Below are 26,170 nucleotides of genomic sequence, written 5' to 3'. Positions count from 1 at the left end.
CCCATGTGCTGGCGACCGGCGCCGGCGCCCCGGTGGACAAGGTCGAGGCGCTGAAATGGCACACCGTCGCCAAGACCGCCGGCAAGGGCGACCCCGATCTCGATGACATCCTCGCCGATATGAGCCGGGACGACCGCGCCAAGGGCGAAGCAGCCGCGCGAAAATGGATCGGAAACAACGTCAAATGACGCCTTGACGGGGCGGCCTCCAGAGGGCACCCAGTCCGGCAATCCAAGGCAGTTCCCCTCCCGCCCCGTCATCCTGAGGTGCGAGCGGAGCGAGCCTCGAAGGATGAGCGGCCCGGCTGGTGGCCGTTCATCCTTCGAGACGCGCGTTCCGCGCTCCTCAGGATGACGGGACCACGTTTGGGCCGGCCCTCCAGCACAATCGCAAAGAAACCGTTCATCATGCTCTACTCCGCCCTCATCAATGTCATGGTCAAGGCCGCGCGCCGCGCCGGCCGCAGCCTCAAGCGCGACCTCGGCGAGATCGAACACCTCCAGGTGTCGCTGAAGGGGCCGGCGAACTTCGTCTCGCTCGCCGACAAGCGCGCCGAGGAGATGCTCTATACCGACCTCGAAAAGGCCCGGCCCGGCTACGGGTTCCTCGGCGAGGAAGGCGGCAAGCGCGAAGGCGGCGACAAGAGCCACACCTGGATCGTCGATCCCTTGGACGGCACCACCAACTTCCTGCACGGCATCCCGCAATTCGCGATCTCGATCGGGCTTCAGCGCGAAGACACGATCATCGCGGGCGTGATCTACAATCCCGCCAATGACGAGCTCTACATCGCCGAGCGCGGCAAGGGCGCGTTCCTCAACGACCAGCGGCTGCGCGTCGCCGGCCGCCGCCAGCTCAACGAATGCGTGGTCGCCTGCGGCCTGCCGCATATCGGCCGCGGCAATCACCAGCTGGCGCTGCAGGAGATGGCCGCGCTCCAGAGCAAGGTCGCGGGCTTCCGCCGTTTCGGCGCCGCCTCGCTCGACCTCGCCTTTGTCGCCGCCGGCCGGCTCGACGGCTATTGGGAGCGCAATCTGCAGGCCTGGGACGTCGCGGCCGGCCTGCTGATGGTCCGCGAAGCCGGCGGCACCGTCTCCGGCATCCAGGGCAGTGACGACCCGCTGCAGACCGGCCACGTCGTCTGCGGCAACGAGTTCGTGCACGGCGAGCTGATCAAGATCCTGAAGCCGCTCGGGCAATAGCGAGACGGCGCGATCTAATCGTCGTCATCATCTTCGTCGTCGTCTCGACCGTCACGAAATTCACCGCCGAGCGTCAGGCCCTCGATGGTCGTCGCGCCCTTCGCCTTGATCACCCGGCGCAGCGGGACCGAGCTCTCGCTGCGCAACGCCTCCATCAGAGGTTCCGAATGGGTGACGATCCAGATGTCGGCACGGCGCGACGCCTTGGCGATCAACCTGGCCAATGGCGCCAGCAGCGATGGATGCAGGCTGGTCTCGGGTTCGTTCAGCGCGATGAACGGCGGCAGCCGATAGCCCATGAACACGGCGAGCAGGCAGATATATTTCAGCGTGCCGTCGGATAGTTCGTGCGCCTTGAACGGACGCGGCATGTCCTCCAGTTGCAACTGGAATTCACACAGCCCATTTTTTTCCCATGCCCGCAGTTCGGCGCCCGGGAATGCGTCTTCGATCGCATCCTGCAGATCGCCGGCATCCTGCCTGATCGTGAACAGGGTTGCCAACACGGCAGCCAGATCGTGGCCATCGGCGCTCAGCGAAGGTGTCGTGATCGCGAGACACGGCTTTCGTATCGGCGACGCCGGATCGGTGCGGAAGTCGTGATAGAATCGCCAGCTCAGCATTGCATTTCGGATCAGGTCGATCTCGGGACTTCCCTTGCCATCCGAAAATCCGGCCAGCGCGGTTTCCGACGGCAGCACCGCATCCTTGTGCTGGCTCCAGGTACCGTTCTCATCGCGGACACTGACGAGTGAGTTGGTGCGCTCCATCATCAGTATTGTTTTCTTGCCGTGGGTCGCCTCGATCGTTTCGGACTTGATCATCGGTTCACCGGGAAATGCCGCCACGACCGGGCTCGGGAATCCGAGCTCGATGGAATATCTGACGTGGTCGAATCTCACAGCCAACCGCAGACGCGCATCGTCTCCGCGTCTGCGATTGCCGGACCAGAAAACGGAATTCAACCCGCCTTCGTCGGAGATCGTGCGCGTGATTCGGCCGGTCGCCGCGTCGCGCAGCAACGACAGGGACTTGTAGAGATTGGATTTGCCGACGCCGTTCTCGCCGACGAAGACCGACAGCGGTTGAATGAGCATGGAGAGCCGCCGAATGGAGCGATAATTCGAGATCGCAATATCGGTCGGCCGCATCACGTGCCCTCAATCCCCGGGTTGCCCGTACGCTCCCCGTTCAATCCAGAGATGCAGTCTGGATTGGCCAGGTCGCAAAGCCAAGCCGCCGAACCGATCGGTACCGATCTCTGACATCAGTGACCGATCCTCGCCGGCGCAGGCGGGCCGTAGACTTCGGCGTTGTCGGGCGCCTTCTCGCGATCACCGGCCAAAACGCGCTGCACGCTGACGAAGAACACCGGCACCAAGAGCAGCGCGAGGATGACGACGGCGATCATGCCGCCCATCACTGACGTGCCGAGCGCCTGCTGGCTGGCGCCGCCGGCGCCGGTGGCGATCGCCATCGGCAGCACGCCGCAGACGAAGGCGAGACCGGTCATCAGGATCGGGCGAAAGCGCAAGCTGCACGCCTCGATGGTCGCCTCGACCAGCGGCTTGCCCTGCGCGCGCAGGTCCTTGGCGAACTCGATGATCAGGATCGCGTCCTTGGCGGCAAGCCCGATGATGGTGATCAGGCCGACCGTGAAGTAGACGTCGTTCGACAGCCCGCGCAGCGTCGCCGCCACCACGGCGCCGAGAATGCCGAGCGGAATGGTGAGCAGCACCGCGAGCGGAATGGTCCAGCTTTCATAGAGCGCGGCGAGCAGGAGGAACACCACCAGCACCGACAGCGCGAGCAGGAACGGCGCCTGCGAGCCCGACAGCTTCTCCTGCAGCGACTGGCCGGTCCACTCATAGCCGAAGCCGCGCGGCAGCTTGTCGGCAAGCCGCTCCATCTCCGCGATCGCATCGCCCGAAGTGAAGCCGGGCTTCGCCTCGCCGGAGATGCGCACCGCCGGATAGTAGTTGAAGCCCGCGATTTGAGTGGGCCCCTTCGACCATTCGATGGTGGCGAAGGCCGAGAACGGCACCAGCTGACCGCGGCTGTTCTTGACGTTGTAATTGAGGATGTCGTCCGCGTTCATGCGGCTGGTCTTGTCGGCCTGCACGATGACGCGCTGCATGCGCCCGCGGTTCGGGAAGTCGTTGATGTAGTTCGAGCCGAGATTGGTCGAAATGGTATTGTTGATGTCCTCGAAGGTGAGGCCGAACGCGCCGGCCTTCTCGCGGTCGATCATCAGATTGACCTGTGGCGCCGGCGGCAGGCCCTCGACATAGACCTTCTGCAACACGGGACTGGCATTGGCCTCCGCGATCAGACGGTCGGATGCCGCGATCAGCGCCGCATAGCCCTTCTGGCCGCGGTCCTGCAGGCGGAACGAGAAGCCCGAGGAGTTGCCGAGGTTGTCGATCGGCGGCGGCTGCAGCGCCGAGATCCTGGCATCGCGGATCGTCGACGACAGGTCGCGGTTGATGTCGGCAACGATGGCGGCGGCGGAATCCTTCGAGCCGCGCTCCGACCAGTCCTTCAGCGTGATGAAGGCCTGTGCGGTGTTCATGCCCTGGCCGAGGAAGCTGAAGCCGGTGAGGAACGTGACGTTCTCGATGCCGGCGCGATCCTTCAGGTACTTCTCAACCTGCTCGACCGCAGCTTCGGTTCGCGCATAGGACGACTCCGACGGCGTCTGCACGTCGGTCGTGATGAAGCCCTGGTCGTCGACCGGCAGGAAGCCGCCGGGCAGCCGCACGAAGCCGTAGGCGACGCCTGCGAACAGCACGAGATAGATCAGCATCAGGCGGCCGGTGCGCTTTAGCCCGGCCTGCACCGTGCGGACATAGCCGGCACGGCTGCTGTCGAGCACTCGATTGAAGGCGCCGAACACGCCCTTGCGGGCATGGCCGTGGCCCTTCTCGACCGGCTTGAGCAGCGTCGCGCACAGCGCCGGCGTCAGCGACAGCGCGAGCAGCGCCGAGAACGCGATCGCTGCCACCATGGTGACCGAGAACTGGCGGTAGATGATGCCGACCGAGCCGGGGAAGAACGCCATCGGCACGAACACCGCCATCAGCACCAGCGTGATGCCGATGATGGCGCCGGTGATTTGCGACATCGCCTTCTTGGTGGCTTCCTTCGGCGGCAGGCCCTCCTCGGCCATGATGCGCTCGACGTTCTCGACCACGACGATGGCGTCGTCGACCAGGATGCCGACCGCCAGCACCATGCCGAACATGGTCAGCATGTTGATCGAGAAGCCCGCGATCATCAGCGTCGCGCAGGCGCCCAGCAGCGCCACCGGAACCACGATGGTCGGAATGATGGTGTAGCGGATGTTCTGTAGAAATAAGAACATCACGATGAACACCAGCACCACCGCCTCGACCAGCGTCATCAGGACCTTCTCGATCGAGGCCTTCACGACGGGCGTGATGTTGTAGGGGATCTCGTAGGAGATATTGGCCGGGAAGAAGCGCGACAGCTCCTTCATCTTGGCTTCGACCGCGCTCGCGGTCGCCAGCGCATTGCCCTTCGGCGACAGCAGCACCGAGAGGCCGGCGGTCGGCTTGCCGTCGAGGCGGGTGTTGAACTGGTAGCTGAGGCCGCCGATCTCGATCCGCGCGACGTCGCGCAGTCGGACCGTCGAGCCGTCGGGATTGGCGCGCAGGATGATCGCGCCGAACTCGTCGGGCGAGGAGAGCTGGCCCTTCACCAGCACCTGGGCGGAAATCTTCTGCGTGTCCGTGCTCGGCTCGGCGCCGATGCTGCCGGAGGCAACCTGGGCGTTCTGCGCCGTGATCGCCTTGTTGACGTCGTCGGCGGACAGGCCATAACCGACCAGCTTGGCCGGATCGATCCAGATGCGCAGGCTGCGCTCGGTCGAATACAGCGTGGCGCGGCCGACGCCGGGGATGCGGCGCACCTCGCCCAGCACGTTGCGGATCATGAAGTCGCCGAGGCCGACTTCATCGAGCGAGCCGTCGGTCGAGTTCAGCGTGATGATCTGCAGCACGGCGGACGAGGCTTCCTCGACCAGGATGCCCTGCTGGATCACGGCGCGCGGCAACCGCGCCTCGACGCGCTTGAGGCGGTTCTGCACCTCAACCGAGGCCTGGCTGGTGTCGGTGCCCGGCTTGAAGTTCGCGATGATCTCGACCTGGCCGAGCGAGTCGGAGGTCGATTCGAAGTTCAGGATGTTGGCGGCGCCGTTGAGCTCCTCCTCGATCAGCCGCGTCACGCTGTTGTAGAGGTTTTCAGGCGACGCGCCGGGAGAGCTGGTCGAGATCGAGATCGAAGGCGGCGCGATGATCGGATACTGCGCGACCGCGAGCAGCGGAATCGAGATCGCGCCGACCAGGCAGATGAACAGCGCGACGACCCAGGCGAAGATCGGCCTGTCGATGAAGAAGCTGGGCATGTCGGATCACCGCACCGCGTGCGCGGTCTGCTGCGAATCCGATGCAGCAGCAGCGTCGATCTCACGCCAGGCCAGCGGCCGCACCTTGTCGCCGGCGGCGAATTTCTGGAAACCCTCGACGACGACCTTGTCGCCGGCCTTGAGGCCTTCGGTCACGAACCAGGAGCCGCCCTGCAGCGAGCCGGTGCGCACCGGCTGCACCGCGACGTGATTGTCGTCCTTGACGACGAACACCTCGCTGCCGCCGCCGCCATTGCGCTGGATCGCCTGCTGCGGCACGGCGATCGCATCGGTGTCGATGCCCTGCTCGATCTGCACGCGGACATACATGCCCGGCAACAGGACTCGATTCGGATTCGGGAACTCGCCGCGCAGGGTGACCTGCCCGGTATGGGCGTCGACCTTGGCGTCGGAGAACAGCAGCTTGCCCGGCAGCGGATAGATCGAGCCGTCGTCGAGCACGAGACGCACCTTCATCGCGTCGGCCTCGATGCGGTCGAGATCGCCGCTCTCGAAGGCGCGGCGCAGCTGGTTCATCTCGGTAACCGATTGCTGGAAGTCGGCATAGATCGGATCGAGCTGCTGGATGGTCGCAAGGCTCGCGGCGTCGTTCTGCACGACCAGCGCGCCTTCGCTGATGACAGCAGCACCGATGATGCCGTCGATCGGCGCGCGAATGGTGGCGTAATCCAGATTGAGCTTGGCACGCGCGACGTCGGCCTCGCGACCCTGCACGTCGGCTTCGGCCTGCTTCAGGTTGGCGATCGCCTTCTCGTTCTCGGCCTCCGAGGTCGCGCGCTGGTTGGTGAGGGTGGCGATACGGCGGGCCTGCAGCGAGGTCTGCTCGAGCACGGCCTTGGCGCGCGCCAGCGCCGCCTCGGTCGACTGCAATTCGACCTCGAACGGGCGCGGATCGATCTGATACAGGGGATCGCCGACCTTCACCTCGCTGCCCTGATGGAACATGCGGTTGACGACGATGCCGGAGACGCGCGGGCGCACCTCGGACACGCGGGTCGGCGCGATGCGGCCCGGCAGCTCGCGCACCATCGCGCGCGCCTGCTGCTTCACAGTGACGACACTGACGTCCGGCTCGGGTGCTTGTACGGCGGCGGTTGCGGAATTCGGCTCGTCGCAGCCAGCAAGCAGTGGCGCCGTCACGGCCAGCATCAGAGCAATGCATGCCGATTGCGCGCGAAGTCCAGACATTGAGATGATCGCCCTGAGAGGTTTGAACAAACGAACGGCGGTGCCACGGCGACAGCGCTCGCGTTGCTGCAGTGAAAATAAAATCTCGTTGCTGCGACGCAATGTGTTTCTCGGCGGCTCATTGTCACAGAACGCTATCGCCCTGATTTCGCGGCATGTTTTATCGGGTCACTGCATTGTGAGCGGGTTCCATCGCAGGCTGTGGGAATGCGTTAAGGACTGCGTGAGCGGGAACACGCCTTTTGCCTGTGCGGGAATGCCGCAGATTGCAAAGTCGTAATGCGCGGCGCGCGAATCGCCGATCGCGGCGCGCCTCGCCCAGCGATGCGTGCAACCCCAGTTCGTCTCGCGACCCGCGCGTGGGATTGGCACCTTCCGAACAGGCTGATGCGCCGAAGCGCCGGAATGCTGCGCAAAGCAGCAACACTCTGCCCGGTCTCAACCCAAGGTTCTGCGGGCCGCCTTTGGATTCGGCTTTCCTCACTCCGCCGCTGTGCCATATTGCTGGCAGATGCGGCCTTCGCGAACGGATGACCCGGCAATGCCCCCTTCCCGCTCCGAGATGGAGATCGAACTGAGCAAGCTGTCCTCGCCCAGGATCTTCCTGGTGCGGATGCTGGTGTTCCTGGTGCTCTGCGGCCTGGTCGGGGTCGTGCTGTACAAGCAGATCGTCACCGCCTTCTTCGCCAATCCCGGGCTGAACGCCCTGATCGGCGCCGTGCTGCTGATCGGCGTCATCCTGGCGTTCCGCCAGGTGATCCGGCTCTATCCCGAGGTTGCCTGGGTCAATAACTTCCGCATCGCCGATCCCGGCCTTGCGATCGCGCGCCGCCCGACCCTGCTTGCCCCAATGGCCGCGATCCTCGGCGGCGAGCGCACCGGGCGGATGTCGATCTCGCAGCAGACCATGCGGCATCTGCTCGATTCGATCGCAACCCGCCTGGATGAAGCCCGCGACATCTCGCGCTACATGACCGGCCTGCTGGTGTTCCTCGGCCTGCTCGGCACCTTTTGGGGCCTGATCGAGACGGTCGGCTCGGTCGGCAAGGTGATCGACGGGCTCAAGGTCGGCGGCGACGCCGGCGCGCTGTTCGATACGCTGAAGGAGGGCCTCGCCGCCCCGCTCGGCGGCATGGGCATTTCGTTCTCGTCTTCGCTGTTCGGCCTCGCCGGCTCGCTGATCCTCGGCTTCCTCGACCTGCAATCGAGCCAGGCCCAGAACCGCTTCTACACCGACCTCGAGGATTGGCTCGCCACCACCGTGCGCGGCATTTCCGGCGACGGTGTCGGCGCCGGCGGTGCCGACCTGCAAGGCGCGATCGACCGGCTGCGTGCGACCTTCGAGGAAGGTGGTGCCGGCGGCGGCGGCCGCAGCACCACGGCCGCGATGGCCAATCTTGCCGAGGCGATCCAGGGGCTGGTTGCGCATATGCGCACCGAGCAGCAGATGATCCGCGAATGGGCCGACGGCCAGGGCGAGCAGAACCGCGAGATCAAGCGGCTGCTGGAGCGCCTCGCGCGCCAGCCCGAGAAGAGCTGAGCCACGGAGGCCAACGTGCTGGACCACGTGACCATCGGCATCAGCGATATCGAGCGGTCCAAGACCTTCTACGATGCGGCCTTGCGTCCTCTCGGCATCACCCGCCTGTATGCCGAGGGTGCCGAGTTTGCAGGCTATGGCGTGCGTCCAAAAGCTTTCTTCTGGATCGGCCGGCGCGCTACACCGCAGACCGGCGCCCACATTGCCTTCGCAGCAAACGATCGTGCCACCGTCGATCGCTTCTATGACGACGCGATCAAGGCCGGCGGCAGGGACAACGGGCGTCCCGGAATTCGGCCGCACTATCATGCAAACTACTACGGCGCTTTCGTCCTCGATCCCGACGGTCACAATATCGAAGCCGTCTGCCACGCGCCGCAGGACTGACGGCAACAGATAAAGGGAAACCGAATGGCCCTCGCCCGCTCGCGCCGCAGCGAATCCGGCTTCAACTACTGGCCCGGCTTTGTCGACGCGCTGTCGACGCTGGTGCTGTCGATCGTGTTCCTGCTGTCGGTGTTCCTGGTCGTGCAGTTCTTCCTGTCGCAAGAGGTCACCGGCAAGGACAAGGCGCTGGAGCAGCTCAACGCCAAGATCGCCCAGCTCAACGACCTGTTGTCGCTGGAGAAGCTCTCCAAGCTGACGCTCGACGACCAGGTGTCGCAGCTCCGCGCCGGCCTCGCTTCGGCCGAGGGCGAGCGGGACCGCATGAAGGGGCTCTATGAGGGGCTCGCCAATTCCGGCAATGACGCGCAGGGCCGCGCCAACGAACTCAACAAGGCGCTGGAGTCCGAGAAGAGCGTGTCGTCGCGCGCACTGGCGCAGATCGAGGTGCTGAACCAGCAGATCAGCGCGCTGCGCCGCCAGCTCGCGGCGCTCGAGGAGGCGCTCGACGCCTCCGAGAAGCGCGACAAGGAATCGCAGAGCCGGATCGCCGATCTCGGCTCGCGCCTCAACGTCGCGCTGGCGCAGCGGGTGCAGGAATTGTCGAAATACCGCTCCGAATTCTTTGGCCGGCTGCGCGCAATCCTCGGCAACCGTCCCGATATCCGCATCGTCGGCGACCGCTTCGTGTTCCAGTCCGAAGTGTTCTTCGATACCGGCCAGGCGACGCTGCTGCTGGAAGGCAAGACCGAGCTCGACACCGTGGCGAATGCGCTGATCGATCTCGACAAGCAGATCCCCCCCGAAATCGCCTGGGTGCTGCGGGTCGACGGCCACACCGACGTGCGACCGATCAACAGCCCGCTGTTCAAATCGAACTGGGAGCTGTCCTCCGCACGCGCGATCTCGGTGGTGCAGTATCTGGTGTCGCTCGGCGTGCCCGCGCAGCGCCTGGTCGCCGCCGGCTTCGCCGAATTCCAGCCGCTCGACACCGCGCAGACCGAAGACGCCTACAAGCGCAACCGCCGCATCGAGCTGAAGCTGACGGAACGCTAGGTGGCACACGCCTTCGCGCTCCGCTTTCGCCAGGACGACACTGAATGTGTGGCACGGCCTGCATCCACAATCGTCGTCCTACGAATGCAGGGACCCATAACCGCAGGGTCGGGTTGTTGAAGCGGGCTGTGGCCCAGCGTCGCGCAACAACGCGCATTTGGGGTAATGGGTCCTGGCTTTCGCCAGGACGACATCGAATGTGTGGCACAGCCTACATCCACAATCGTCGTCCACCCCATCAACCACAGGGTCGGGTTGTTGAAGCGAGCTGTGGCTCCAGCGTCGCGCAGCAATTGCCACTTGTGGTTATGGGTCCCGGGTCAAGCCCGGGACGACACTGAGTGTGCGGCTCGACTTCCTCAACGCCCAACCATCCCGAGCAATTGCTCCGGATAGCGCGCGCCCTGCACCTCGATGGCGGCGACGGCCTTGCCGATGTCGGCGAAATCGGTGGAGCTCAATTCGGTTCGCGCGGCGCCGACGTTTTCCTCGAGCCGATTGAGCTTCGTGGTGCCCGGGATCGGCACGATCCACGGCTTTTGCGCCAGCAACCAGGCCAGTGCGATCTGGGCCATTGTTGCGCCCTTGCCGGCCGCGATGCGGCCGAGCTGATCGACCAGCGCCTGATTGGCGCGGCGGGCTTCCGGCGAAAAACGCGGCACGAGGTTGCGGAAGTCGTCGCTGGCGAACGTCGTCGACGCGCTGATCGCCCCCGTGAGAAAACCGCGGCCGAGCGGACTGTAAGCCACGAAGCCGATGCCGAGCTCTTGCAGCACCGGCAGGATCTCCGCCTCCGGACCGCGTTCCCACAGCGAATATTCGCTCTGCAATGCCGTGACCTTCTGCACCGCGTGCGCCCGACGGATGGTCTGCACGCCGGCCTCCGACAGGCCAAAATGGCGGACCTTGCCGGCGGCGATCAGGTCCTTCACGGCGCCGGCGACATCCTCGATCGGCACCGCGGGATCGACCCGATGCTGATAGAACAGATCGATCACATCGATGTTCAGCCGCTTCAGCGAGGCGTCCGCGACCGCCTTGATGTGCTCGGGCCGGCTGTTCAACGACCGGTGCCGCTGCGCCATGGTGCCGATATCGAAGCCGAACTTGGTGGCGATCACGACGTTGTTGCGAACCGGCGCCAGCGCCTCGCCGACCAGCTCCTCGTTGACGAAGGGACCGTAGACTTCCACGGTATCGAAGAAGGTGACGCCGCGCTCGACGGCGCCGCGCAGCAGCGCGATGCCTGCGGCTTTCTCGACCGCTGGGCCATAGGCGAAGCTGAGGCCCATGCAGCCCAGGCCGATCGCCGATACCTCCAGATTGCTGTTACCGAGTTTACGCTTCTGCATGACGTCTCTCCGCATCAATGGCTGGAACCTGCCGCTGCGGGATTTAGGTCGTGCACGCCTGCGCCATTAGACGTACAAATCGGGATGGACTTATGAGCAGGATTCATCAATGTCCGCGGCATGACGTCAATGACCTGATCGCCTTCCTCGCGGTGGCGCGTGAGCGCAGCTTCACCCGCGCGGCGGCGCGGCTCGGCGTGTCGCAATCGGCGCTCAGCCACACCATGCGCGCGCTGGAGGAACGGCTGGGGGTGCGGCTCCTGACCCGCACCACGCGCAGCGTGGCGCCGACCGAGGCCGGCGAGCGGCTGCTGCAGGGCATCGGGCCGCGCTTCGAGGAGATCGAGGCCGAACTCACAGCGCTCAACGCGCTGCGCGAGAAGCCGGCCGGCACCATCCGCATCAACGCCGGCGAGCACGCCGCCGAGACCATCCTGTGGCCGACGCTGGAAAAGTTCCTGCCCGCTATCCCGACATCAAGGTGGAGCTGACCGTCGACAACGGGCTCACCAACATCGTCGCCGAGCGTTTTGACGCCGGCGTTCGCCTCGGCGAGCAGCTGGCAAAGGACATGATCGCGGTGCGGATCGCGCCGGATTTCCGCATGGTCGTGGTCGGGGCGCCGTCCTATTTCAAGCGGCGCGACCGTCCGAAGCGGCCGCAGGACCTGACCCAGCACGCCTGCATCAACATTCGCCTGCCGACCCATGGCGGCATCTATGCCTGGGAATTCGAGAAGCGCGGACGCCCGATCAAGGTCCGCGTCGATGGACAATTGGTGTTCAACAGTACCGCCTTGCGGATCAAGGCGGCGTCGGCCGGGCTCGGGCTTGCCTATGTCGCCGAGGATCAGGTGCAGGCGCAACTTGCCAAGGGCCAGCTGGTGCAGGTGCTCGATGACTGGTGCGTGCCGTTTCCCGGCTATCACCTCTATTTCCCGAGCCGCCGGCAATCCTCGCCGGCGTTCGCGCTGCTGGTCGACGCTCTGCGCTATCGGGGCTAGCAGAGCGAACGCGGCGCCGTGATCACGCCCGCATCCACCACACGGATATTTGCTTTGCGGTTTGGCGGAAGCCTCTGGGAACGGGACCGGCACCGCTTACGTTATTGCAGACGCAATCGTGCGGGCTTGGCGAAGGTCTCGCCACCGCTCGAGCCTCACCGCACCATCCGGACTAGCCCCATGTTCAGAAACAAATTCGCCATCATCCTCGCCGCCGGCCTCACCCTCACCCCGGCTCAGCTTCTCGCGCAAAGCACGGGAGGCTCCCCACCGCCACCGAGGCCCGGAGATCGCGCTGCTTCGTCGGACGGCGTTGGCGGCACTGCGCTTCCAGCCCAGAGCGGCCAGCGCTATGCACCGTCCTCCGGCGGCAATTTCAGTGCGGCGCCGGCCGCTCCCGGCGGTTCGGTGAGCACGACCGGCAACGTCAATAGCGCGCAGGGGCGCTGAGGCGCAGCGCTAGATCGCGCCGGCCGGCTCCGCGGCCGGTTCGTCCGGCTCGGCGTCGGCGGTCACGAATTTGAGCCCGTAGGTCTTGCCGCGACGCCAGACCACCTCGCAGGGGTAGCGCTTGGCGTGATCGGCGAGCAGCGTCAGCGCGAGGCGGTCCTTCACGTCGAACTCGACCTCGGTCGTGATCTTGGCGCCGCCGGGCGAGATGTCGACCACGGCGCAGGCGTTCTCGGTCACGCCGTCATCGACCGTGATCCACGCCGCACGATTGTTGAGCTGGCGCCGCGGCTCGCGACTGATTTTGATCCGTGCTCCATTGCTCGCCATCGTCGTCGTCCTTGAAGACATTGGTCCTTGAAAAAACATTGGAGGCCGCGCAGGTCGATCGACGCGCCCGGCACACAACCGCACGGGCCACAATGCCGTCCGCTCGTAAAGTCCGGCTTAGCGCGATCGCTTGAACTTTACCGGAATCTTGCCCCGGCTTTTAGCAAACGAGGATTCCGCAACTCCATCAGCGGGATACCGGCCGCATGGGCAGTCGTTGGCTTGACACGGGGACCGCATAGTTGGTGAAGTAGCGGCCGTGGCGCTGGCCACATCCCTGCAACAAGAGCGCTTCAAGCCGCCTCCTTCTGACGGAAACGCCCCATGCTGATCCCCCTCGCCGACGTGCCGCGCTGGTATGCCGAACGCAAGCCCGCCGACGCGATCGCCGTCAGTCACGGCGCCGATACGCTGACCTGGCTCGAACTCGAGCGCCGCGCCAATGCACGGGCGCGCGCCTTTGCCGCCAAGGGCGTCAAGCCCGGCGACTTCGTCGCGATCGGGCTGCCCAACAGCAACGCGTTCTTCGAGACCACTTTCGCGGTGTGGAAATGCGGCGCGACGCCGACCTCGCTGTCATGGCGGCTGCCGCGCGGCGAGGCCGCCGCGGTGCTCGAGATCCTGAAACCGTCACTGGTGGTCGGCGGCGAGGCCGACTGGAATGCGCCGAATTCGCTACCGGTGGATTTCGTGCCGGAGGGATTTTCCGAGGAGCCGCTCGATGCACCGGTCGCGCGCTACTGGAAGGCGATGACGAGCGGCGGCTCGACCGGGCGGCCGAAGGTGATCCTCGATCACAGCCCCGCCGTGATCGAAACCACGACACCGCTGCTGCTCGGCATGCCACATGAGGCGTCGGTGCTCAACCCGGGCCCGCTCTATCACAACGCGCCGTTCATCCTGTCGCACGCGGCGCTGTTCGGCGGCGGGCGGCTGACCGGCATGGTGAAATTCGACGCCGAGGAGACGCTGCGGCTGATCGCGCGCGAGCGCGTGCAATGGGTGAACTTCGTGCCGACCATGATGCACCGGATCTGGGCGCTGCCCGAGGAGGTGCGCAACCGCTACGACGTCTCCAGCCTGCAAATCGTGTTTCACATGGCTGCTCCGATGCCGCCCTGGCTGAAGGAGAAGTGGATCGAATGGCTCGGGCCGGAGCGGGTCTGGGAGCTCTATGGCGGCACCGAGCGGCAGGGCGCCTGCGTGATCTCGGGCGTCGAGTGGATGGCGCACAAGGGCTCGGTCGGCAGGATCGGCGAGACCGCGCGCTTGCGCATCATCGGTGAGGACGGCAACGACGTCGCGCCGGGCGAGACCGGTGAGATCTACTTCCTGCCCAATGACGGCGCCGGCTCCACCTATCACTATCTCGGCGCATCGCCGAAGCGCCGACCTGATGGTTGGGAATCGCTCGGCGATATCGGCAGGCTCGACGAGGAAGGCTATCTCTATCTCGGCGACCGGCTCGCCGACATGGTGCTGCGCGGCGGCGCCAACATCTATCCGGCCGAGGTCGAGGCCGCGGTCAGCGAACATCCCGAGGTGCGCTCCTGCGTCGTGGTCGGATTGCCCGATCCGGAATTCGGCCAGCGCGTGCATGCGATCCTCGAACTCGCCGACAGCGCCGATGCGCAGAAGATCGCCGACGGCATGGGCGACTTCCTGAAGGACCGGCTCAGCCGCTACAAGCATCCGGAAAGTTTCGAGCGCGTCGGCACAGCGCCGCGCGATGATTCCGGAAAGGTTCGCCGCACCATGCTGCGCGACGAGCGCGCCGCGTGGATCAAGGAGGACGGCGCTTTCCGCATCATGCCGGCGCGCGCGGCAGCAAAAAGCGATTAGGTTCAGTTCATCTTGCGAGGGGCAGCTCTGCACGCCAGATGAGCTGTGCAGGCCGCCGCGCAAGGTATATCATTCCATCTTCCCTGCCGGCAGAACCTCGGACTACCATGAGGTTCCAGCGCCCTGCACGCCAGGAGATCCTTGATGCCCTCCACCACCGAATGGAAAGTGCCGGCGGCCTTTCAGCCCCGCCCCGAAGATTACCGCTACGACCTCGATCGTGCGCTGACGAGCGTGATCGGGCTGCATTCGATCATTCCGCCTGACGCCTTCAGCGCCGAGACGCTCGGCACCGAGCGCGCCGGCAACGGCGTCTTGATCGACGACGGGCTGGTGCTGACGATTGGCTATCTGATCACCGAAGCCGCCACGGTGTGGCTGCATCTCGGCGACGGCCGCGCGGTCGAGGGCCACGCACTCGGCTTCGATTTCGAATCCGGCTTCGGCCTGGTGCAGGCGCTGGGACAGCTCGACATCAAGCCGCTGCCGATCGGCTCGTCGGCGGCGACGCAGGTCGGCGACAATGTCGTGCTCGGCGGCGCCGGCGGTCGCACGCGCTCGGTCGCGAGCCAGATCGCGGCGAAGCAGGAGTTCGCGGGCTACTGGGAATATCTGCTCGACGAAGCGATCTTCACCTATCCGTCGCATCCGAATTGGGGCGGCACCGGACTGATCAACAATGCCGGCGAGCTGATCGGCATCGGCTCGCTGCAGCTCGAACGCGAACGCTCGGGCCGCGCCGAGCATGTCAACATGATCGTGCCGATCGATCTGCTCAATCCGGTGCTCGGCGACCTGCGCAAATTCGGCCGCGTCGACAGGCCGGCGCGGCCGTGGCTCGGCATGTACACGACCGAGATCGACAACCGCCTCGTGGTGGTCGGCGTCGCCAGCAAGGGACCGGCGGCGCGCGCCGAGCTGAAGACCGGCGACGTGATCCTCGCGGTCGACGGCGACAAGGTGACGAGCCAGACCGGCTTCTATCGCAAGCTCTGGTCGCTCGGCGCAGCCGGCGTCGACGTGCCGCTAACCATCTACCACGAGGGCGTCACCTTCGACGTGACGCTGACCTCGATCGACCGCATGAAGCTGTTGAAGGCGCCGCGGCTGCACTAAGAGAAAGAAAAGAGGCAGCAACGATGAGCGAGGCCGTGGTTGACCACATCGTGGCCGTGCTGCCGCCGCTGTTGCAGACGCTGGAATCGCTGTCCTTTGTCGCGCGCAACCTCAACCCGCCGGACTTTGATCGCGTGATGCGGATCGCGGGCGAGCCCGAGAAGGCCCTGCAGGCGGTGCGGCCGCGGCTTGCCGATTGGCCGGAGAAATTCGCGCACATCCAGACCGCACTGGAAGCTGCGATCGAACCGGCACTGGCCGGCTATGCGGGCCTGCGCGCGGTGCAGAATGGCGAGGGCGATCTGGTCAGCGTATTCCGCGCGCTGCGCTATCTGCCGCGCGCACAGGAGGCGCTCTATCCGCTGACCGAGCTGCCGCCGGTCAGCGGCTTCTTCATCGCGCCTGACTTGCGCGAGGACGCCGCGCTGCAGGCGAAGCTCGCGGCGACGCCGAACGCCGACACCGGCATCTTCCACGAGCGCAACGAACCGGGCAGCCGCGGCGGCTTCTCGATGTATGTGCCGGAATATTACACGCCGGATCGCACCTGGCCGCTGGTGATGGCCCTGCACGGCGGCAGCGGCAACGGCCGCGGTTTCCTGTGGAGCTGGCTGCGCGATGCGCGCAGCCGCGGCGCCATCCTGGTGGCACCGACCGCAACCGGCCAGACCTGGGCGCTGATGGGCGACGACACCGACACGCCGAACCTCAACCGCATCATCGACCAGGTGTGCGTGCGCTGGCGCATCGACGAAACCCGCATGCTGCTGACCGGCATGAGCGATGGCGGCACGTTCAGCTATGTGAGCGGGCTCGACGGCGCCTCGTGCTTCACGCACCTGGCGCCGGTTGCCGCGACTTTCCATCCGCTGATGGCCGAAATGGCCGATGCCGAGCGGCTGCGCAGTTTGCCGATCTTCATCATCCACGGCCGGCTCGACTGGATGTTCCCGGTGCAGACCGCGCGGCAGACCCAGGGCTTGCTGTCGGCCGCCGGCGCCAGGGTGATCTATCGCGAGATCGACGATCTCAGCCACACCTATCCGCGCGAGATCAATGCTGAGATTTTTCGGTGGCTGAACGGTGAACGAACTGACGGCACTTGAGGTAGCCTCCCCGTCAAAGGGACTTCTCTCCCCGTCACCCTGAGGAACGCGAAGCGCGTCTCGAAGGGTCGACGGCCCCGCGGCTGCATCGAGGCCGTGCACCCTTCGAGGCTCGCTTCGCTCGCACCTCAGGATGACGGGGATGGATGATGCGCGTGGCACCATCCTTATCGTTGACGTGGACAGAGGGCGTGCCGAACTACACATTCACACGCGGCTTGAGCAGATCGGAGAAGCCGACCCGGTGCAGCATTTCGTTGCGGACGCGGTCGATCACGCCGAATGCAACCTCGGCGCCGTCCTGGGTCGGATCGATGTGAACGCGGAACGGCCGCTTGCCGTACGGCGTGTCGACGACTTTGACGATCGCGTCGGCCACTGTGCCAGCGTCGGCATCCTCGGGCACGATCGCCGAAAATGCCTTCATGATCTCATCGCCGAAGCCGGCATAGGGACCGGCTTCATATTCAGCGACGCGCGCCTGGTCGGCGGGACGGCCGGAATGCGCGAAGTGGTTGGTGCCGCCGGTGAAGGCGCCGGGCACGATGATCGAGGTCTCGATGCCCCAGCGCGTGAGCTCACGGGCATAGATCACGGCCATCGCATCCATGCCGGCCTTCGCCGCGAAATACGGCGCGAGATAGGGCGGCGTGCCGCCGGCCGAGCTAGAGCTCGACACCCAGACCACGAGTCCCCTGCCCTGCTTGCGCAGCTGCGGCAGCGCCGCGCGATTGACGCGCTGGGTCGAGAGCACGTTGACGTCGTAGAGCTCGGCGAGCTGCTCGGGCGTGAACGCCTCCGCCGGTCCGAACACCATGTGGCCGGCGTTGTGCATGACGACGTCGAGCCGGCCCGCTTCAGTGACGATCCGCGCGATCGCCGCATCGACCGACGCCTGCGAGCCGACATCGAGTTCGAGCGAGCGCAGATCGACCTTGTTGTCCCGGGCGAACTCCTCGATATCGGCGACCGCGGCGGCGTTGCGGCCGGTGGTATGACGCATCGAGGCGTAGACGGTGTGGCCGGCCTTGGCGAGCGCGTTGGCGGTGAGGCGGCCGAAGCCGCTCGAAGCGCCGGTGATGACGATGACCTGTTTCATGACACGTATCCTTGTGATGTCGGGTTGAGCGAGAGTTGGGGTGAAGTGTGGGGACGTCAGACCAGGCCGCCATTGGCGCGCAGGGTCTGGCCGTTGATCCAGGAGCCGTCGGGACCGGCGAGGAACGACACGGCAGAGGCGATGTCGTCGGGCGTGCCGAGCCTCTCCAGCGGGACCATCCTGGCGAAGCGATCGATCAGCTCATCCGATTTGCCGTTGAGGAACAGATCGGTCGCGGTCGGGCCGGGCGCGACCGCATTCACCGTGATGCCGCGGCGCGTAATTCCTTGGACAGGATCGCGGTCAGTGACTCGACCGCGGCCTTGGTCGCGACATAGATGCCGTAGGTCTCGAGCCTCGTGCCGACGACGCTGGTCGAGAAGTTGACGATGCGTCCACCGTTGCGCAGCCGGCGTGCCGCCTCGCGCATGGTGTTGAAGCTGCCTTTCAAGTTGACTGCGACCTGCTGGTCGAAGGCCGCATCGTCGCTGTCGGCAATCTTGCCGAGCTTCATGATGCCGGCATTGTTGACCAGCACGTCGACGCAGCCGAACGCCGCTTCCGCCGCGTCGAACAGGCCGCGCGCCGCGCTGGCATCGCTGACATCGGCCTTCGCCGTCAGCGCCCGGCCGCCGGCGGCCTCGATCCGGTCGGCCACCGCCTGGGCCAGCTTGGCGTCGCCGGAGTAGTTGATGACGACGGTGAAGCCATCTCTGGCGAGGCGCTCGGCAACCGCCGCGCCGATCCCGCGCGAGGCACCCGTCACCAGAGCTACCTTGTTGGCTTGGTTGGTCATTTTCAGTCTCCCATCAGGTTGGCGGCCAAGGCCGCGTTCGATGGGAGGACACTGGATCTTGGCATCAGCCGGATAATCATGCACCTTCTGGCGTCACTATTCGCAATTTTCGGATAATAAATGGACCGCTTCGACGCGATGCGCGTGTTCACCCGGGTGGTCGAGCGGCGCAGTTTTTCGCTGGCCGCCGACGATCTCGCTTTGCCACGCTCGACGGTGACCGACGCGGTGAAGGGGCTGGAGGCGCGGCTCGGCGTGCGGCTGCTCGAGCGCACCACGCGCACGGTTCGCCCGACGCTCGACGGCGAGGCGCATTACCGCCGCTGCCTGTCGCTGATCGCAGATCTCGAAGACGCCGAGGGCGCGTTCGGCGGTGCGCGGCCGAAGGGGCAGCTGCGGCTCGAGGTACAGGGCACTTTGGCGCGGCACTTCCTGCTGCCGAACCTGCCGGGCTTCCTCACTGAGTATCCCGACATCGAAATCAACATGAGCGAGAGCGACCGCTGGGTCGATCTGATCCGCGAAGGCGTCGACTGCGTGCTGCGCTTCGGCCAATTGCCCGACAGCGACATGATCGCGCGGCAGGTCACGATGCTGGAGCGATTGACCTGCGCCACGCCGGACTACCTTGCGCACTTCGGCATGCCGACCGATCCGCTCGCGCTCGACGGCCATCGCATGATCGGGATTCGCTCGCTGACGACGGGCCGCTTGCGCCCGATGGAGTTCGTGATCGACGGCGCGCTCAAACAATTTCCGTTGCCCGCGCCGATGTCGGTGACCGGCCCCGAGAGTTATCTGGCGAGCGCCAGGCTCGGCCTCGGCCTCGTGCAGGTGCCGCGCTTCCATGCCGAAACCGATCTCGCCAACGGCACGTTGATCCCGGTGCTGCAGCGATGTCCGCCGCCATCGGTGCCGGTATCCCTGCTCTATCCGCGCAACCGACAGCTGTTGCCGCGGGTTCGCGTGTTCATCGACTATGTGATGCGGGTATTCGCGCGCAGTTGATCGATCGCCGGAACCGCAGCGAACCCCGCGACGTTATCCCGCCGACACTGGAGGGATTGAGCGATGCGGACGTTTTTCGGCATGATTTTGGGCGCGCTGCTGCTGGTTTGCGGCGTCTATGTCTACGACTCGATGCAGACGTCGAGCGTGGCCAATGGGCAGGTTGCGCAGGACACCCGCACGATCGTGAATTGGGACGTCGCCGCCCGCGACTGGAATCTGCTGAAGGCGCGGGCGCACCAGGAATGGACAAGGGTCGCCGCGAAGTAACTGCCGGCGTCACGACGCGATCGCGGATGTCGCGATCGCCGCACCGAACCCCGCGCTCAGCGCGGCCCACTCCCGGGCCGTGACAGCCATCGTCACGAGCGCGACGATCGTCCCGACGAGACCTGCCAGCCCGCCGGACAGGCAGCCGCCAGCAATGAATGCGATGAACAGATTGCCGGGCGCGAGCCGGAGAAACCGGGCGGCGATGCCGTCGTCGCGCATCGACGCGGCGAGGACGTATCCACCGGCGCGCATGGCATAGCATGTCAGCCCGAGGATGAAGATCACGCCGAGAATGTCCAGGTCACGCATCGGTCCGCTCCATCATGCTGACGAGCGTGCCGCATCCGCCACCGATCAGCATGGACCAGCTGGGATCCACGAATCGGCTGACCAGGAGCGCGACGACCGCTGAGGTCAGCCACGGCCACGGAGACGTCGCGTTCTTCCACTGGCTCGGAAGCAGGGTCGCAATGAACATCGTCGGCAGCAGTGCGGCGGCTAGCCTCAGCGGTCCATTCGTTGCGAGCGGGGCGGCATAGGCAAGTGCGGTGCCGCCGACCCAACCGATCGCCATCGGGATGCTCGATCCGAGCAGATAGCCCGCGTCGGGTCCGTTGCGGTCTGCATCCGAACTCGTCATCAGCCACGACGCATCAGCGAGCAGAAACAGGCTGAGCAGGATCTTCCGGGGGGCTAGTCCGCCAAACAGCTGGCGCAGATGGGCGCCCATCAGTAAGTATCGTGAATTGGTGGCGATGCAGGCAACGACCATGGCGGCAACCGGCAGTGGGCTCGCCCACATGCTCAGCGTGATCGCCTGGGCGGTGGCAGAGTAGACGAGCAGGCTGAACAGAATCGCGTGCGGCGCCCCCAGCCCAAGCCCCTTGTAGGTCAGTCCCATCACGAGGCCAGCGGCGCCATTGCTGAGCAGGAACGGCAAGGCCGCGACCAGGCCCCGCCTGAATCCGGCGGCCGTCATCGTTGGGGCGCGTGGCGACGGCTGAGCACTTGTAATGGTCATGACCGTTAGATTAAACTTGGTGAGAGGCCGTGATGTCAAGGGATCCCGCGCGGGCAGCGACACAGTTCTTCGGTGGACGGGTCTGCCTCGACTTCGCGAACACGCTCGACTGGCGGACGTCGAACGATCCGCAGGAGCTGATCCCTGATTACACTGCGCTATTGTCCTGGAGCGAACGCCGCGGGACCTTGCCGCTCGCGGCGATCAGGAAGCTGAAAGCGCATTCGGCGAGCAGCCTTGCCGTGGCCGCGATGCACAAGGCGCATGATTTGCGTCGGGACATCTGGGCGATTTCCGACGCGCTCCGCGGTGGCCGTAGCGTGGACCTCCGTCTCGTCAATCGGATGCTGGCGGCGGCTCCCCGGCAGCCCGACCTTGTGCGGCAGGATCGAGGCTATCGCCATGCGCTGGCGGGGACCGACGTGACGGAGCCATTGTGGCCGGTGCTGTGGTCACTGACGGCCCTGGTGGCGTCCGATGACGCAAGCCGCATCGGATGCTGCGAGGCTGAGGGCTGCGGCTGGTTCTTCGTCGACGAGAGCCCGAACCGGACCCGCAGATGGTGCTCGAGCGAAGTGTGCGGCAATCGCGAGCGCGCGCGGCGCGCCTATGCCAAGCGCAAGGGCTCCGAGTGAGTGAACGCCAAGGGGTTTAGTTCTGCTCGGTCTTGCGGCCCATATTTGCCTTGCGGGCGTCCGCGATCACCTGCTCGAATTGATCGATGCTGAGCACGCCCGGCACGCGATACTTGCCGACAATGAATGACGGCGTGCCGTTGAAGCCGAACGCCTGCGCCTGCTCGTTGTTACGCGCCAAAACTGCGTCGATCGCCTTGGCATTGGCGTCGAGATCCTTCTTCAGGCGGTCCATGTCGAGGCCAGCGCCCGACAGCAGCTCGGTGATGCGCGGCTCGGTGATGCGCGAATTGACCGAGATCATCGCCTCATGCGCGGCTTCGAACTTGTCCTGGTACTTCGCCGCCAGCGCCATCCGCGCCGCGACCTTCGACACCGGCCCGAGGATCGGCCAATCCTTCAGCACCAGGCGAACCTTGCCGTCGTCCTGCACCACCTGGCGGAGCTCCGGCGCGAGCTTGCGGCAATACGGGCAGTTGTAGTCGAACCATTCGACGATCGTGATGTCGCCCTTGGGATTGCCGATCACCGGAATATCCGGATCGCGCAGCACCTGTTCCTCGGTCAGCACATTGTCGTCCTCGGCGCGCGCGCTCCCGCGGCCAGCAGCGCAATGCCGGCACCGATGAGGCCGAGCGCGCCGCGGCGGGTGGCGCCGGCGTTGTCGAGGGGTGATTTCGTCAGATGGTTCATAGCTCGCTTCCGGAAGGGCTCCTCGCCCTTCTACGTTCAGGACACATTGATGTTACGCAGCAGCATATAGATCGCCACGACGATAATCACAGTCGCAAACACGATATTAAGGGCGCCGCGGCGTTCCGACAGGTGCCGGGCGCTCCGCGTGCCCAGCAGGCCGCCCGCGATGCCGCCGGCGACGAATAGCCCCGCCAGGCCCCACGACACCAGCCCGGACCACGCATAGCTCAAGGCCGTGGTCACGCCGAAGGCGGTAACCGCCACCAGCGACGAACTGACTGCGTTCATGATCGGCATCCCGGTCGCCAGCATCAAGGCCGGCACGATCAGGAAGCCGCCGCCGATGCCGAAGAAGCCGGACATGGTTCCCGTCACAAGCCCGAGACCTACGATCGCGGGCGTGTTGGCCATCGAGATCTTGACGTCGGTCAGCCCGACCCGCGCGCGGGTCTTCAGCATCAGGCCCGCGATCACCAGCATCACGATCGAGAACAGCGCCAGCAGCTTCTGCCCGTCCAGCATCTTGCCGAGGATCGAGCCGCCGAAAGCGCCGAACATGCCTGACAGCGCGAACACCAGCGCGCAGGACCAGATCACGGTGCCGCCGCGGGCGTGGTTGGAGAGGTTGATCGCGGCGTTGGCGGCGACCGCGATCGCCGAAGTGCCGATCGCGACATGCGGCTGGGGCACCCCGACCACATAGACCATCAGCGGCACGGCAAGGATCGACCCGCCACCGCCGACCAGGCCCAGCGAAAAGCCGACCAGCATGCCCGATGCCAGCCCAAGCACGCTCTGAGTTGCGGAGAAGACCAAGGGGAACAGACTCGCGTTTGAGGCCACAATCCTAGAAGGATTTGCTGCATAACGCCATACCAATAGCACAAAACTGCCCTGCAACCAGCGTCAGCGCAGCAGATATGTCGCGGCCAGCGGCACCAGCAGAGAGGTGACCAGCGCGTTCAGGCTCATCGCGATCCCGGCAAAGACCCCGGCGACCTCGTCGACCTGGAAGGCGCGCGCGGTGCCGATGCCATGGGCGGCGATGCCGGCGGCAAAGCCGCGGCCACGGAAGTCGGTGACGCCGGTGAAGTTCATCAAGGGCGTGACGATGATCGCCCCCATGATGCCGGTGAGGATCACGGAGACCGCCGTCAGCGAGGGATCGGCATGCAGGGATTCGCTGATGCCCATGGCAACGCCGGCCGTCACCGATTTCGGCGACAGCGACAGGATGATGTCACGCGGCAGACCGAAGGCCCGCGCCAATAGCACCACCGAGACGATCGCGGTGAGCGAGCCGACCGCGAGCGCGACCAGCATCGGCAGGACCGCGGCCGCAACCCGCCTGCGGTTCTCGTAGAGCGGCACTGCGAGGGCGACCGTCGCCGGCCCGAGCAGGAAGTGCACGAACTGCGCGCCGGCAAAATAGGTGGTGTAGGAGGTCCCGGTCAGCAGCAGGAACGCACCGATGATCCACAGCGAATGCAGCACGGGATTGGCGAGCGGGTGCCGGCGGGTCTTCAGCGACACCGCGTCGGTCGCCACATAGGTCAGCAGCGTCACCGTCAGCCAGAGCAGCGGCGACTGCGAGAGATAGACCCAGAGCGAGAACGGATTGTCGCTCACGGGTTCTCCTCCTCGCGCGAAAGAAGGCTGCTCGCCGCGACGAAGGTCGCGACCGTCGCCAGCAGCGTGACGATGACCGAAACCGCGAGGATCACCAGGATCGCGATGCCGTGCTCGGCGAGCACATCGAGCTTCTGCACCACGCCGACGCCGGCCGGAATGAACAGCAGCGAGAGATTGGCGAGCATGCCGCGGCTTGCGCTCTCGACCCCGTCGTCGCCGAGCGGCCCGCGCGCGAGCACGGGAAAGCGGTCGCGCGCCAGAAGCAGCAACAGCAGCAGCACCAGCCCGACCACCGGTCCCGGCACCGGCACGGCCAGCGCCCGCACGGCAACCTCGCCGACCAACTGACAGAGCAGGATCAGACTGAGGCTGGCGATCATGACAAGGCGCTCACGCGAAGCATCCGCGTATCAGGTCGGCGTGGGGAAAGGTTGTCAATGCGGCGATCTCAGGAGGATGCGCAGATACTAGGCACGCCGACTTCACAGGTCCGTCATCCTGAGGTGCGCGCTTGCGCGCCTCGAAGGATGCACGGCCCAGATGTTTCCGCGCGTTGCTTCTCCGCTGGCGAGAGCGTGGGCCGTCGACCCTTCGAGGCTCGCTCCGCTCGCACCTCAGGGTGACGGGGATAAAGCTCCGCTCGTCGTTGGTGACGCCCGCCTCTGCAGTGCCATCAGCGTCCCGCTCATGGTTGCGACCAGCGTCTCGATGCCGTCCTGCACGGCGTAGGCGCGGCCGTCGCAGACCGTCAGCGTGCGGCCTGGCTTGACCACGACGCCGCGGAACACGAACCGCTCGCCGCGGGCCGGCGCCAGGAGATTGGCCTTGAACTCCACCGTGAGGATGTCGGAGCCTTCGGGCATCAGCGTGAAGGCGGCGATCCCGCAGGCATTGTCGAGCCCCGCGGTGATGATTCCGGCATGCACGAATCCGTTCTGCTGGCAGAACTCCGGCGCGTAGGGCATCGCGAGATCGACCTCGCCCGGCTCCATGCGTGCGATCGAGATACCAAGCGTCTGCATTGCGCGCTGGCGCGCGAATGTGGCGGTGGCAACAGCGCGGAAGTCGGGATTCTTCGGCTCAAAGCGGGGCATGGCGGTCACGCAGTCACGGGTTCTGACGGCACGAGGTGCGGCATCGCGGCGTAGCGGATCGCCGGCGCAAACGGCGCCGATTTGCGCGCGGCGCGATCGATGTGCACGGCCGCGATCTCGCAGGTCGCGGCGATGTCGCCGGTCTCCGCGTTGCGCATCTCATGCAGGATGCGGACCGACCTGTCGCGGAACTCGACCAGCCGGCTCTTGACCTCGACGAGGTCGCCGGCGAGCAGTTCGCGCTGGTAGGAGATGTTCTGCTGCACGGCGGCCATGCCGCGGCCGGACTCGCGCAGATAGCTCGGCGTCAGCCCGAGCCGCGCGAACATGTTCCAGCTCGCCTCGTCGAACTTGCCGACATACCACATGACGTTCATGTGGCCGATGTGGTCGCAATGCCAGGGATAGACCGTGCCGCGATAGGTCGCCTCGCCCTCCATGCTTCCCTCCTTTGCGTTCTGATACGGTAGCGTATCAGGGACTAAGCAGGCTAGCAATACGGCACCGTATCGGGACCGCTCCGCGGAGATCACATGACTGAAAGCAAGGGCGACGTCTGGGTCGCGGCCGGCTTTGCCGAACTCGCGCATACCGGCGTCGACGGCGTGCGGGTCGAGGTGCTGGCGAAAAATCTCGGCGTCACCAAGGGCGGCTTCTACCGCCGCTTCAGGGATCGCGCCGCGCTGCTCGAGGCGATGCTGACGCGCTGGCGCGACGGCCGCATCGCCGCGATCGAGAAGCAGACCGCGCTCGATGGCGCCAGCGCGCGTGAGCGGCTGAAGGCGATCATCACGCTCTATTCGGAGCGCATGAACACCGAGGCGATGGCGGTGGAGCTCGCGATCCGGCAATGGGCGCGCACCGACGAAGCCGCGGCGGCCGCCGCCGCGAGCGTCGACG

General features: G+C 65.7%; 25 protein-coding genes and 4 pseudogenes. 14 read left to right on the top strand and 15 right to left on the bottom strand.

The annotated features are described in order from the left end of the window. Nucleotides 1-188, top strand: a pseudogene (locus H8B02_RS26505) (HcpA family protein); the annotation flags it as partial. A gap of 219 nt (nucleotides 189-407) precedes the next feature. After that, on the top strand, nucleotides 408-1,202 hold the full coding sequence (locus H8B02_RS26500; RefSeq protein ID WP_092123628.1) for an inositol monophosphatase family protein: 795 nt from the start codon (nucleotides 408-410) through the stop codon (nucleotides 1,200-1,202). A 14-nt stretch (nucleotides 1,203-1,216) separates the two neighbouring features. Here H8B02_RS26500 and H8B02_RS26495 read toward each other — a convergent pair whose 3' ends face one another. The 3 genes from H8B02_RS26495 to H8B02_RS26485 all read right to left on the bottom strand — a co-directional run bounded on the left by H8B02_RS26495 (nucleotide 1,217) and on the right by H8B02_RS26485 (nucleotide 6,837). After that, the gene (locus H8B02_RS26495) at nucleotides 1,217-2,353 is read right to left on the bottom strand and encodes an AAA family ATPase (RefSeq protein WP_229168956.1); all 1,137 of its coding nucleotides are present in this window, start codon (nucleotides 2,351-2,353) and stop codon (nucleotides 1,217-1,219) included. A gap of 116 nt (nucleotides 2,354-2,469) precedes the next feature. Continuing rightward, complete coding sequence (locus H8B02_RS26490) at nucleotides 2,470-5,628, bottom strand: multidrug efflux RND transporter permease subunit (RefSeq protein ID WP_229168955.1); 3,159 nt, start codon at nucleotides 5,626-5,628, stop codon at nucleotides 2,470-2,472. A gap of 6 nt (nucleotides 5,629-5,634) precedes the next feature. After that, nucleotides 5,635-6,837, bottom strand: coding sequence for an efflux RND transporter periplasmic adaptor subunit (locus H8B02_RS26485; RefSeq protein ID WP_229168954.1), 1,203 nt, complete (start codon nucleotides 6,835-6,837; stop codon nucleotides 5,635-5,637). Between the two features lie 541 nt (nucleotides 6,838-7,378). On the opposite strand from H8B02_RS26485, the gene H8B02_RS26480 reads away from it, so the two are divergent. Genes H8B02_RS26480 through H8B02_RS26470 form a run of 3 tightly spaced genes read left to right on the top strand, consistent with a single transcriptional unit; the run spans nucleotide 7,379 to nucleotide 9,817 of the window. Continuing rightward, nucleotides 7,379-8,377, top strand: a complete 999-nt coding sequence (locus H8B02_RS26480) for a flagellar motor protein MotA (RefSeq protein ID WP_229168953.1) — start codon at nucleotides 7,379-7,381, stop codon at nucleotides 8,375-8,377. 15 nt (nucleotides 8,378-8,392) lie between these two features. Then, entirely contained in the window at nucleotides 8,393-8,764 is a 372-nt protein-coding gene (locus H8B02_RS26475) for a VOC family protein (protein ID WP_229168952.1), read from the top strand. A gap of 24 nt (nucleotides 8,765-8,788) precedes the next feature. Continuing rightward, entirely contained in the window at nucleotides 8,789-9,817 is a 1,029-nt protein-coding gene (locus tag H8B02_RS26470) for a peptidoglycan -binding protein (RefSeq protein WP_229168951.1), read from the top strand. Nucleotides 9,818-10,176: 359 nt separating this feature from the next. On the opposite strand, the gene H8B02_RS26465 is transcribed toward H8B02_RS26470, so the two are convergent. Next, nucleotides 10,177-11,169, bottom strand: a complete 993-nt coding sequence (locus tag H8B02_RS26465; RefSeq protein ID WP_229168950.1) for an aldo/keto reductase — start codon at nucleotides 11,167-11,169, stop codon at nucleotides 10,177-10,179. 92 nt (nucleotides 11,170-11,261) lie between these two features. Between H8B02_RS26465 and H8B02_RS26460 the strand changes: the two are divergent. Beyond that, nucleotides 11,262-12,172, top strand: a pseudogene (locus tag H8B02_RS26460) (LysR family transcriptional regulator). 180 nt (nucleotides 12,173-12,352) lie between these two features. After that, the gene (locus tag H8B02_RS26455) at nucleotides 12,353-12,622 is read left to right on the top strand and encodes a hypothetical protein (protein ID WP_229168949.1); all 270 of its coding nucleotides are present in this window, start codon (nucleotides 12,353-12,355) and stop codon (nucleotides 12,620-12,622) included. A 9-nt stretch (nucleotides 12,623-12,631) separates the two neighbouring features. Here the strand turns inward: H8B02_RS26455 and H8B02_RS26450 are convergent, their stop codons facing one another. After that, the gene (locus tag H8B02_RS26450; protein WP_212314035.1) at nucleotides 12,632-12,952 is read right to left on the bottom strand and encodes a PilZ domain-containing protein; all 321 of its coding nucleotides are present in this window, start codon (nucleotides 12,950-12,952) and stop codon (nucleotides 12,632-12,634) included. A gap of 324 nt (nucleotides 12,953-13,276) precedes the next feature. On the opposite strand from H8B02_RS26450, the gene H8B02_RS26445 reads away from it, so the two are divergent. The 3 genes from H8B02_RS26445 (at nucleotide 13,277) to H8B02_RS26435 (ending at nucleotide 17,016) form a co-directional block, all read left to right on the top strand. After that, the gene (locus H8B02_RS26445) at nucleotides 13,277-14,794 is read left to right on the top strand and encodes an AMP-binding protein (protein ID WP_229168948.1); all 1,518 of its coding nucleotides are present in this window, start codon (nucleotides 13,277-13,279) and stop codon (nucleotides 14,792-14,794) included. Between the two features lie 144 nt (nucleotides 14,795-14,938). Next, nucleotides 14,939-15,910: a S1C family serine protease gene (locus H8B02_RS26440; RefSeq protein WP_092123604.1), complete on the top strand. Its 972-nt coding sequence runs from the start codon at nucleotides 14,939-14,941 to the stop codon at nucleotides 15,908-15,910. Nucleotides 15,911-15,933: 23 nt separating this feature from the next. Continuing rightward, nucleotides 15,934-17,016, top strand: coding sequence for a carboxylesterase family protein (locus H8B02_RS26435; RefSeq protein ID WP_229168947.1), 1,083 nt, complete (start codon nucleotides 15,934-15,936; stop codon nucleotides 17,014-17,016). Between the two features lie 199 nt (nucleotides 17,017-17,215). On the opposite strand, the gene H8B02_RS26430 is transcribed toward H8B02_RS26435, so the two are convergent. Together H8B02_RS26430 and H8B02_RS26425 are read right to left on the bottom strand one after the other, a co-directional pair. Continuing rightward, nucleotides 17,216-18,115: an SDR family oxidoreductase gene (locus H8B02_RS26430; protein WP_229168946.1), complete on the bottom strand. Its 900-nt coding sequence runs from the start codon at nucleotides 18,113-18,115 to the stop codon at nucleotides 17,216-17,218. 56 nt (nucleotides 18,116-18,171) lie between these two features. Beyond that, nucleotides 18,172-18,911 (bottom strand): annotated as a pseudogene (locus H8B02_RS26425) (SDR family oxidoreductase). A 120-nt stretch (nucleotides 18,912-19,031) separates the two neighbouring features. On the opposite strand from H8B02_RS26425, the gene H8B02_RS26420 reads away from it, so the two are divergent. Both H8B02_RS26420 and H8B02_RS26415 read left to right on the top strand, forming a co-directional pair. After that, nucleotides 19,032-19,919, top strand: coding sequence for a LysR family transcriptional regulator (locus tag H8B02_RS26420; RefSeq protein ID WP_229168945.1), 888 nt, complete (start codon nucleotides 19,032-19,034; stop codon nucleotides 19,917-19,919). Between the two features lie 63 nt (nucleotides 19,920-19,982). Then, a complete protein-coding gene (locus H8B02_RS26415) occupies nucleotides 19,983-20,189 on the top strand; it encodes a hypothetical protein (protein ID WP_092123594.1) in 207 nt (68 codons plus the stop codon). A gap of 9 nt (nucleotides 20,190-20,198) precedes the next feature. On the opposite strand, the gene H8B02_RS26410 is transcribed toward H8B02_RS26415, so the two are convergent. Together H8B02_RS26410 and H8B02_RS26405 are read right to left on the bottom strand one after the other, a co-directional pair. Further along, nucleotides 20,199-20,501, bottom strand: coding sequence for an AzlD domain-containing protein (locus tag H8B02_RS26410; protein WP_229168944.1), 303 nt, complete (start codon nucleotides 20,499-20,501; stop codon nucleotides 20,199-20,201). Beyond that, complete coding sequence (locus H8B02_RS26405; RefSeq protein ID WP_229168943.1) at nucleotides 20,494-21,171, bottom strand: AzlC family ABC transporter permease; 678 nt, start codon at nucleotides 21,169-21,171, stop codon at nucleotides 20,494-20,496. The genes H8B02_RS26410 and H8B02_RS26405 overlap by 8 nt, the downstream gene beginning before the upstream one ends. A gap of 74 nt (nucleotides 21,172-21,245) precedes the next feature. Here H8B02_RS26405 and H8B02_RS26400 point away from each other — a divergent pair, with 74 nt between their 5' ends. Beyond that, on the top strand, nucleotides 21,246-21,848 hold the full coding sequence (locus tag H8B02_RS26400) for a CGNR zinc finger domain-containing protein (RefSeq protein ID WP_229168942.1): 603 nt from the start codon (nucleotides 21,246-21,248) through the stop codon (nucleotides 21,846-21,848). A gap of 16 nt (nucleotides 21,849-21,864) precedes the next feature. Here the strand turns inward: H8B02_RS26400 and H8B02_RS26395 are convergent. The 6 genes and pseudogenes from H8B02_RS26395 to H8B02_RS26370 form a co-directional block, all read right to left on the bottom strand. Beyond that, nucleotides 21,865-22,541: pseudogene (locus tag H8B02_RS26395) on the bottom strand (DsbA family protein). Nucleotides 22,542-22,577: 36 nt separating this feature from the next. Further along, a complete protein-coding gene (locus H8B02_RS26390) occupies nucleotides 22,578-23,315 on the bottom strand; it encodes a sulfite exporter TauE/SafE family protein (protein ID WP_229168957.1) in 738 nt (245 codons plus the stop codon). A 135-nt stretch (nucleotides 23,316-23,450) separates the two neighbouring features. Beyond that, nucleotides 23,451-24,173, bottom strand: coding sequence for an LrgB family protein (locus H8B02_RS26385; protein ID WP_229168941.1), 723 nt, complete (start codon nucleotides 24,171-24,173; stop codon nucleotides 23,451-23,453). Continuing rightward, nucleotides 24,170-24,556 (bottom strand): CidA/LrgA family protein, encoded by a 387-nt coding sequence (locus tag H8B02_RS26380; protein WP_229168940.1) that lies wholly within the window; start codon nucleotides 24,554-24,556, stop codon nucleotides 24,170-24,172. Before H8B02_RS26380 ends, H8B02_RS26385 begins: the two co-directional genes overlap by 4 nt. 234 nt (nucleotides 24,557-24,790) lie before the next feature. Then, nucleotides 24,791-25,270: a PaaI family thioesterase gene (locus H8B02_RS26375; RefSeq protein ID WP_229168939.1), complete on the bottom strand. Its 480-nt coding sequence runs from the start codon at nucleotides 25,268-25,270 to the stop codon at nucleotides 24,791-24,793. Between the two features lie 5 nt (nucleotides 25,271-25,275). After that, nucleotides 25,276-25,710 carry an acyl-CoA thioesterase gene (locus tag H8B02_RS26370; protein ID WP_212314063.1) on the bottom strand — a complete coding sequence of 145 codons (435 nt, stop codon included), beginning with the start codon at nucleotides 25,708-25,710 and terminating at the stop codon, nucleotides 25,276-25,278. Between the two features lie 93 nt (nucleotides 25,711-25,803). Here H8B02_RS26370 and H8B02_RS26365 point away from each other — a divergent pair. Further along, nucleotides 25,804-26,170 (top strand): TetR/AcrR family transcriptional regulator (locus H8B02_RS26365; protein ID WP_229168938.1); only part of this gene is annotated, 367 nt, incomplete at its 3' end.

Origin of the sequence: Bradyrhizobium altum, from assembly GCF_020889705.1 — a bacterium.
Taxonomy (GTDB): Bacteria; Pseudomonadota; Alphaproteobacteria; order Rhizobiales; family Xanthobacteraceae; genus Bradyrhizobium; species Bradyrhizobium altum.
This window is presented reverse-complemented; position numbering and strand designations above follow the sequence as displayed.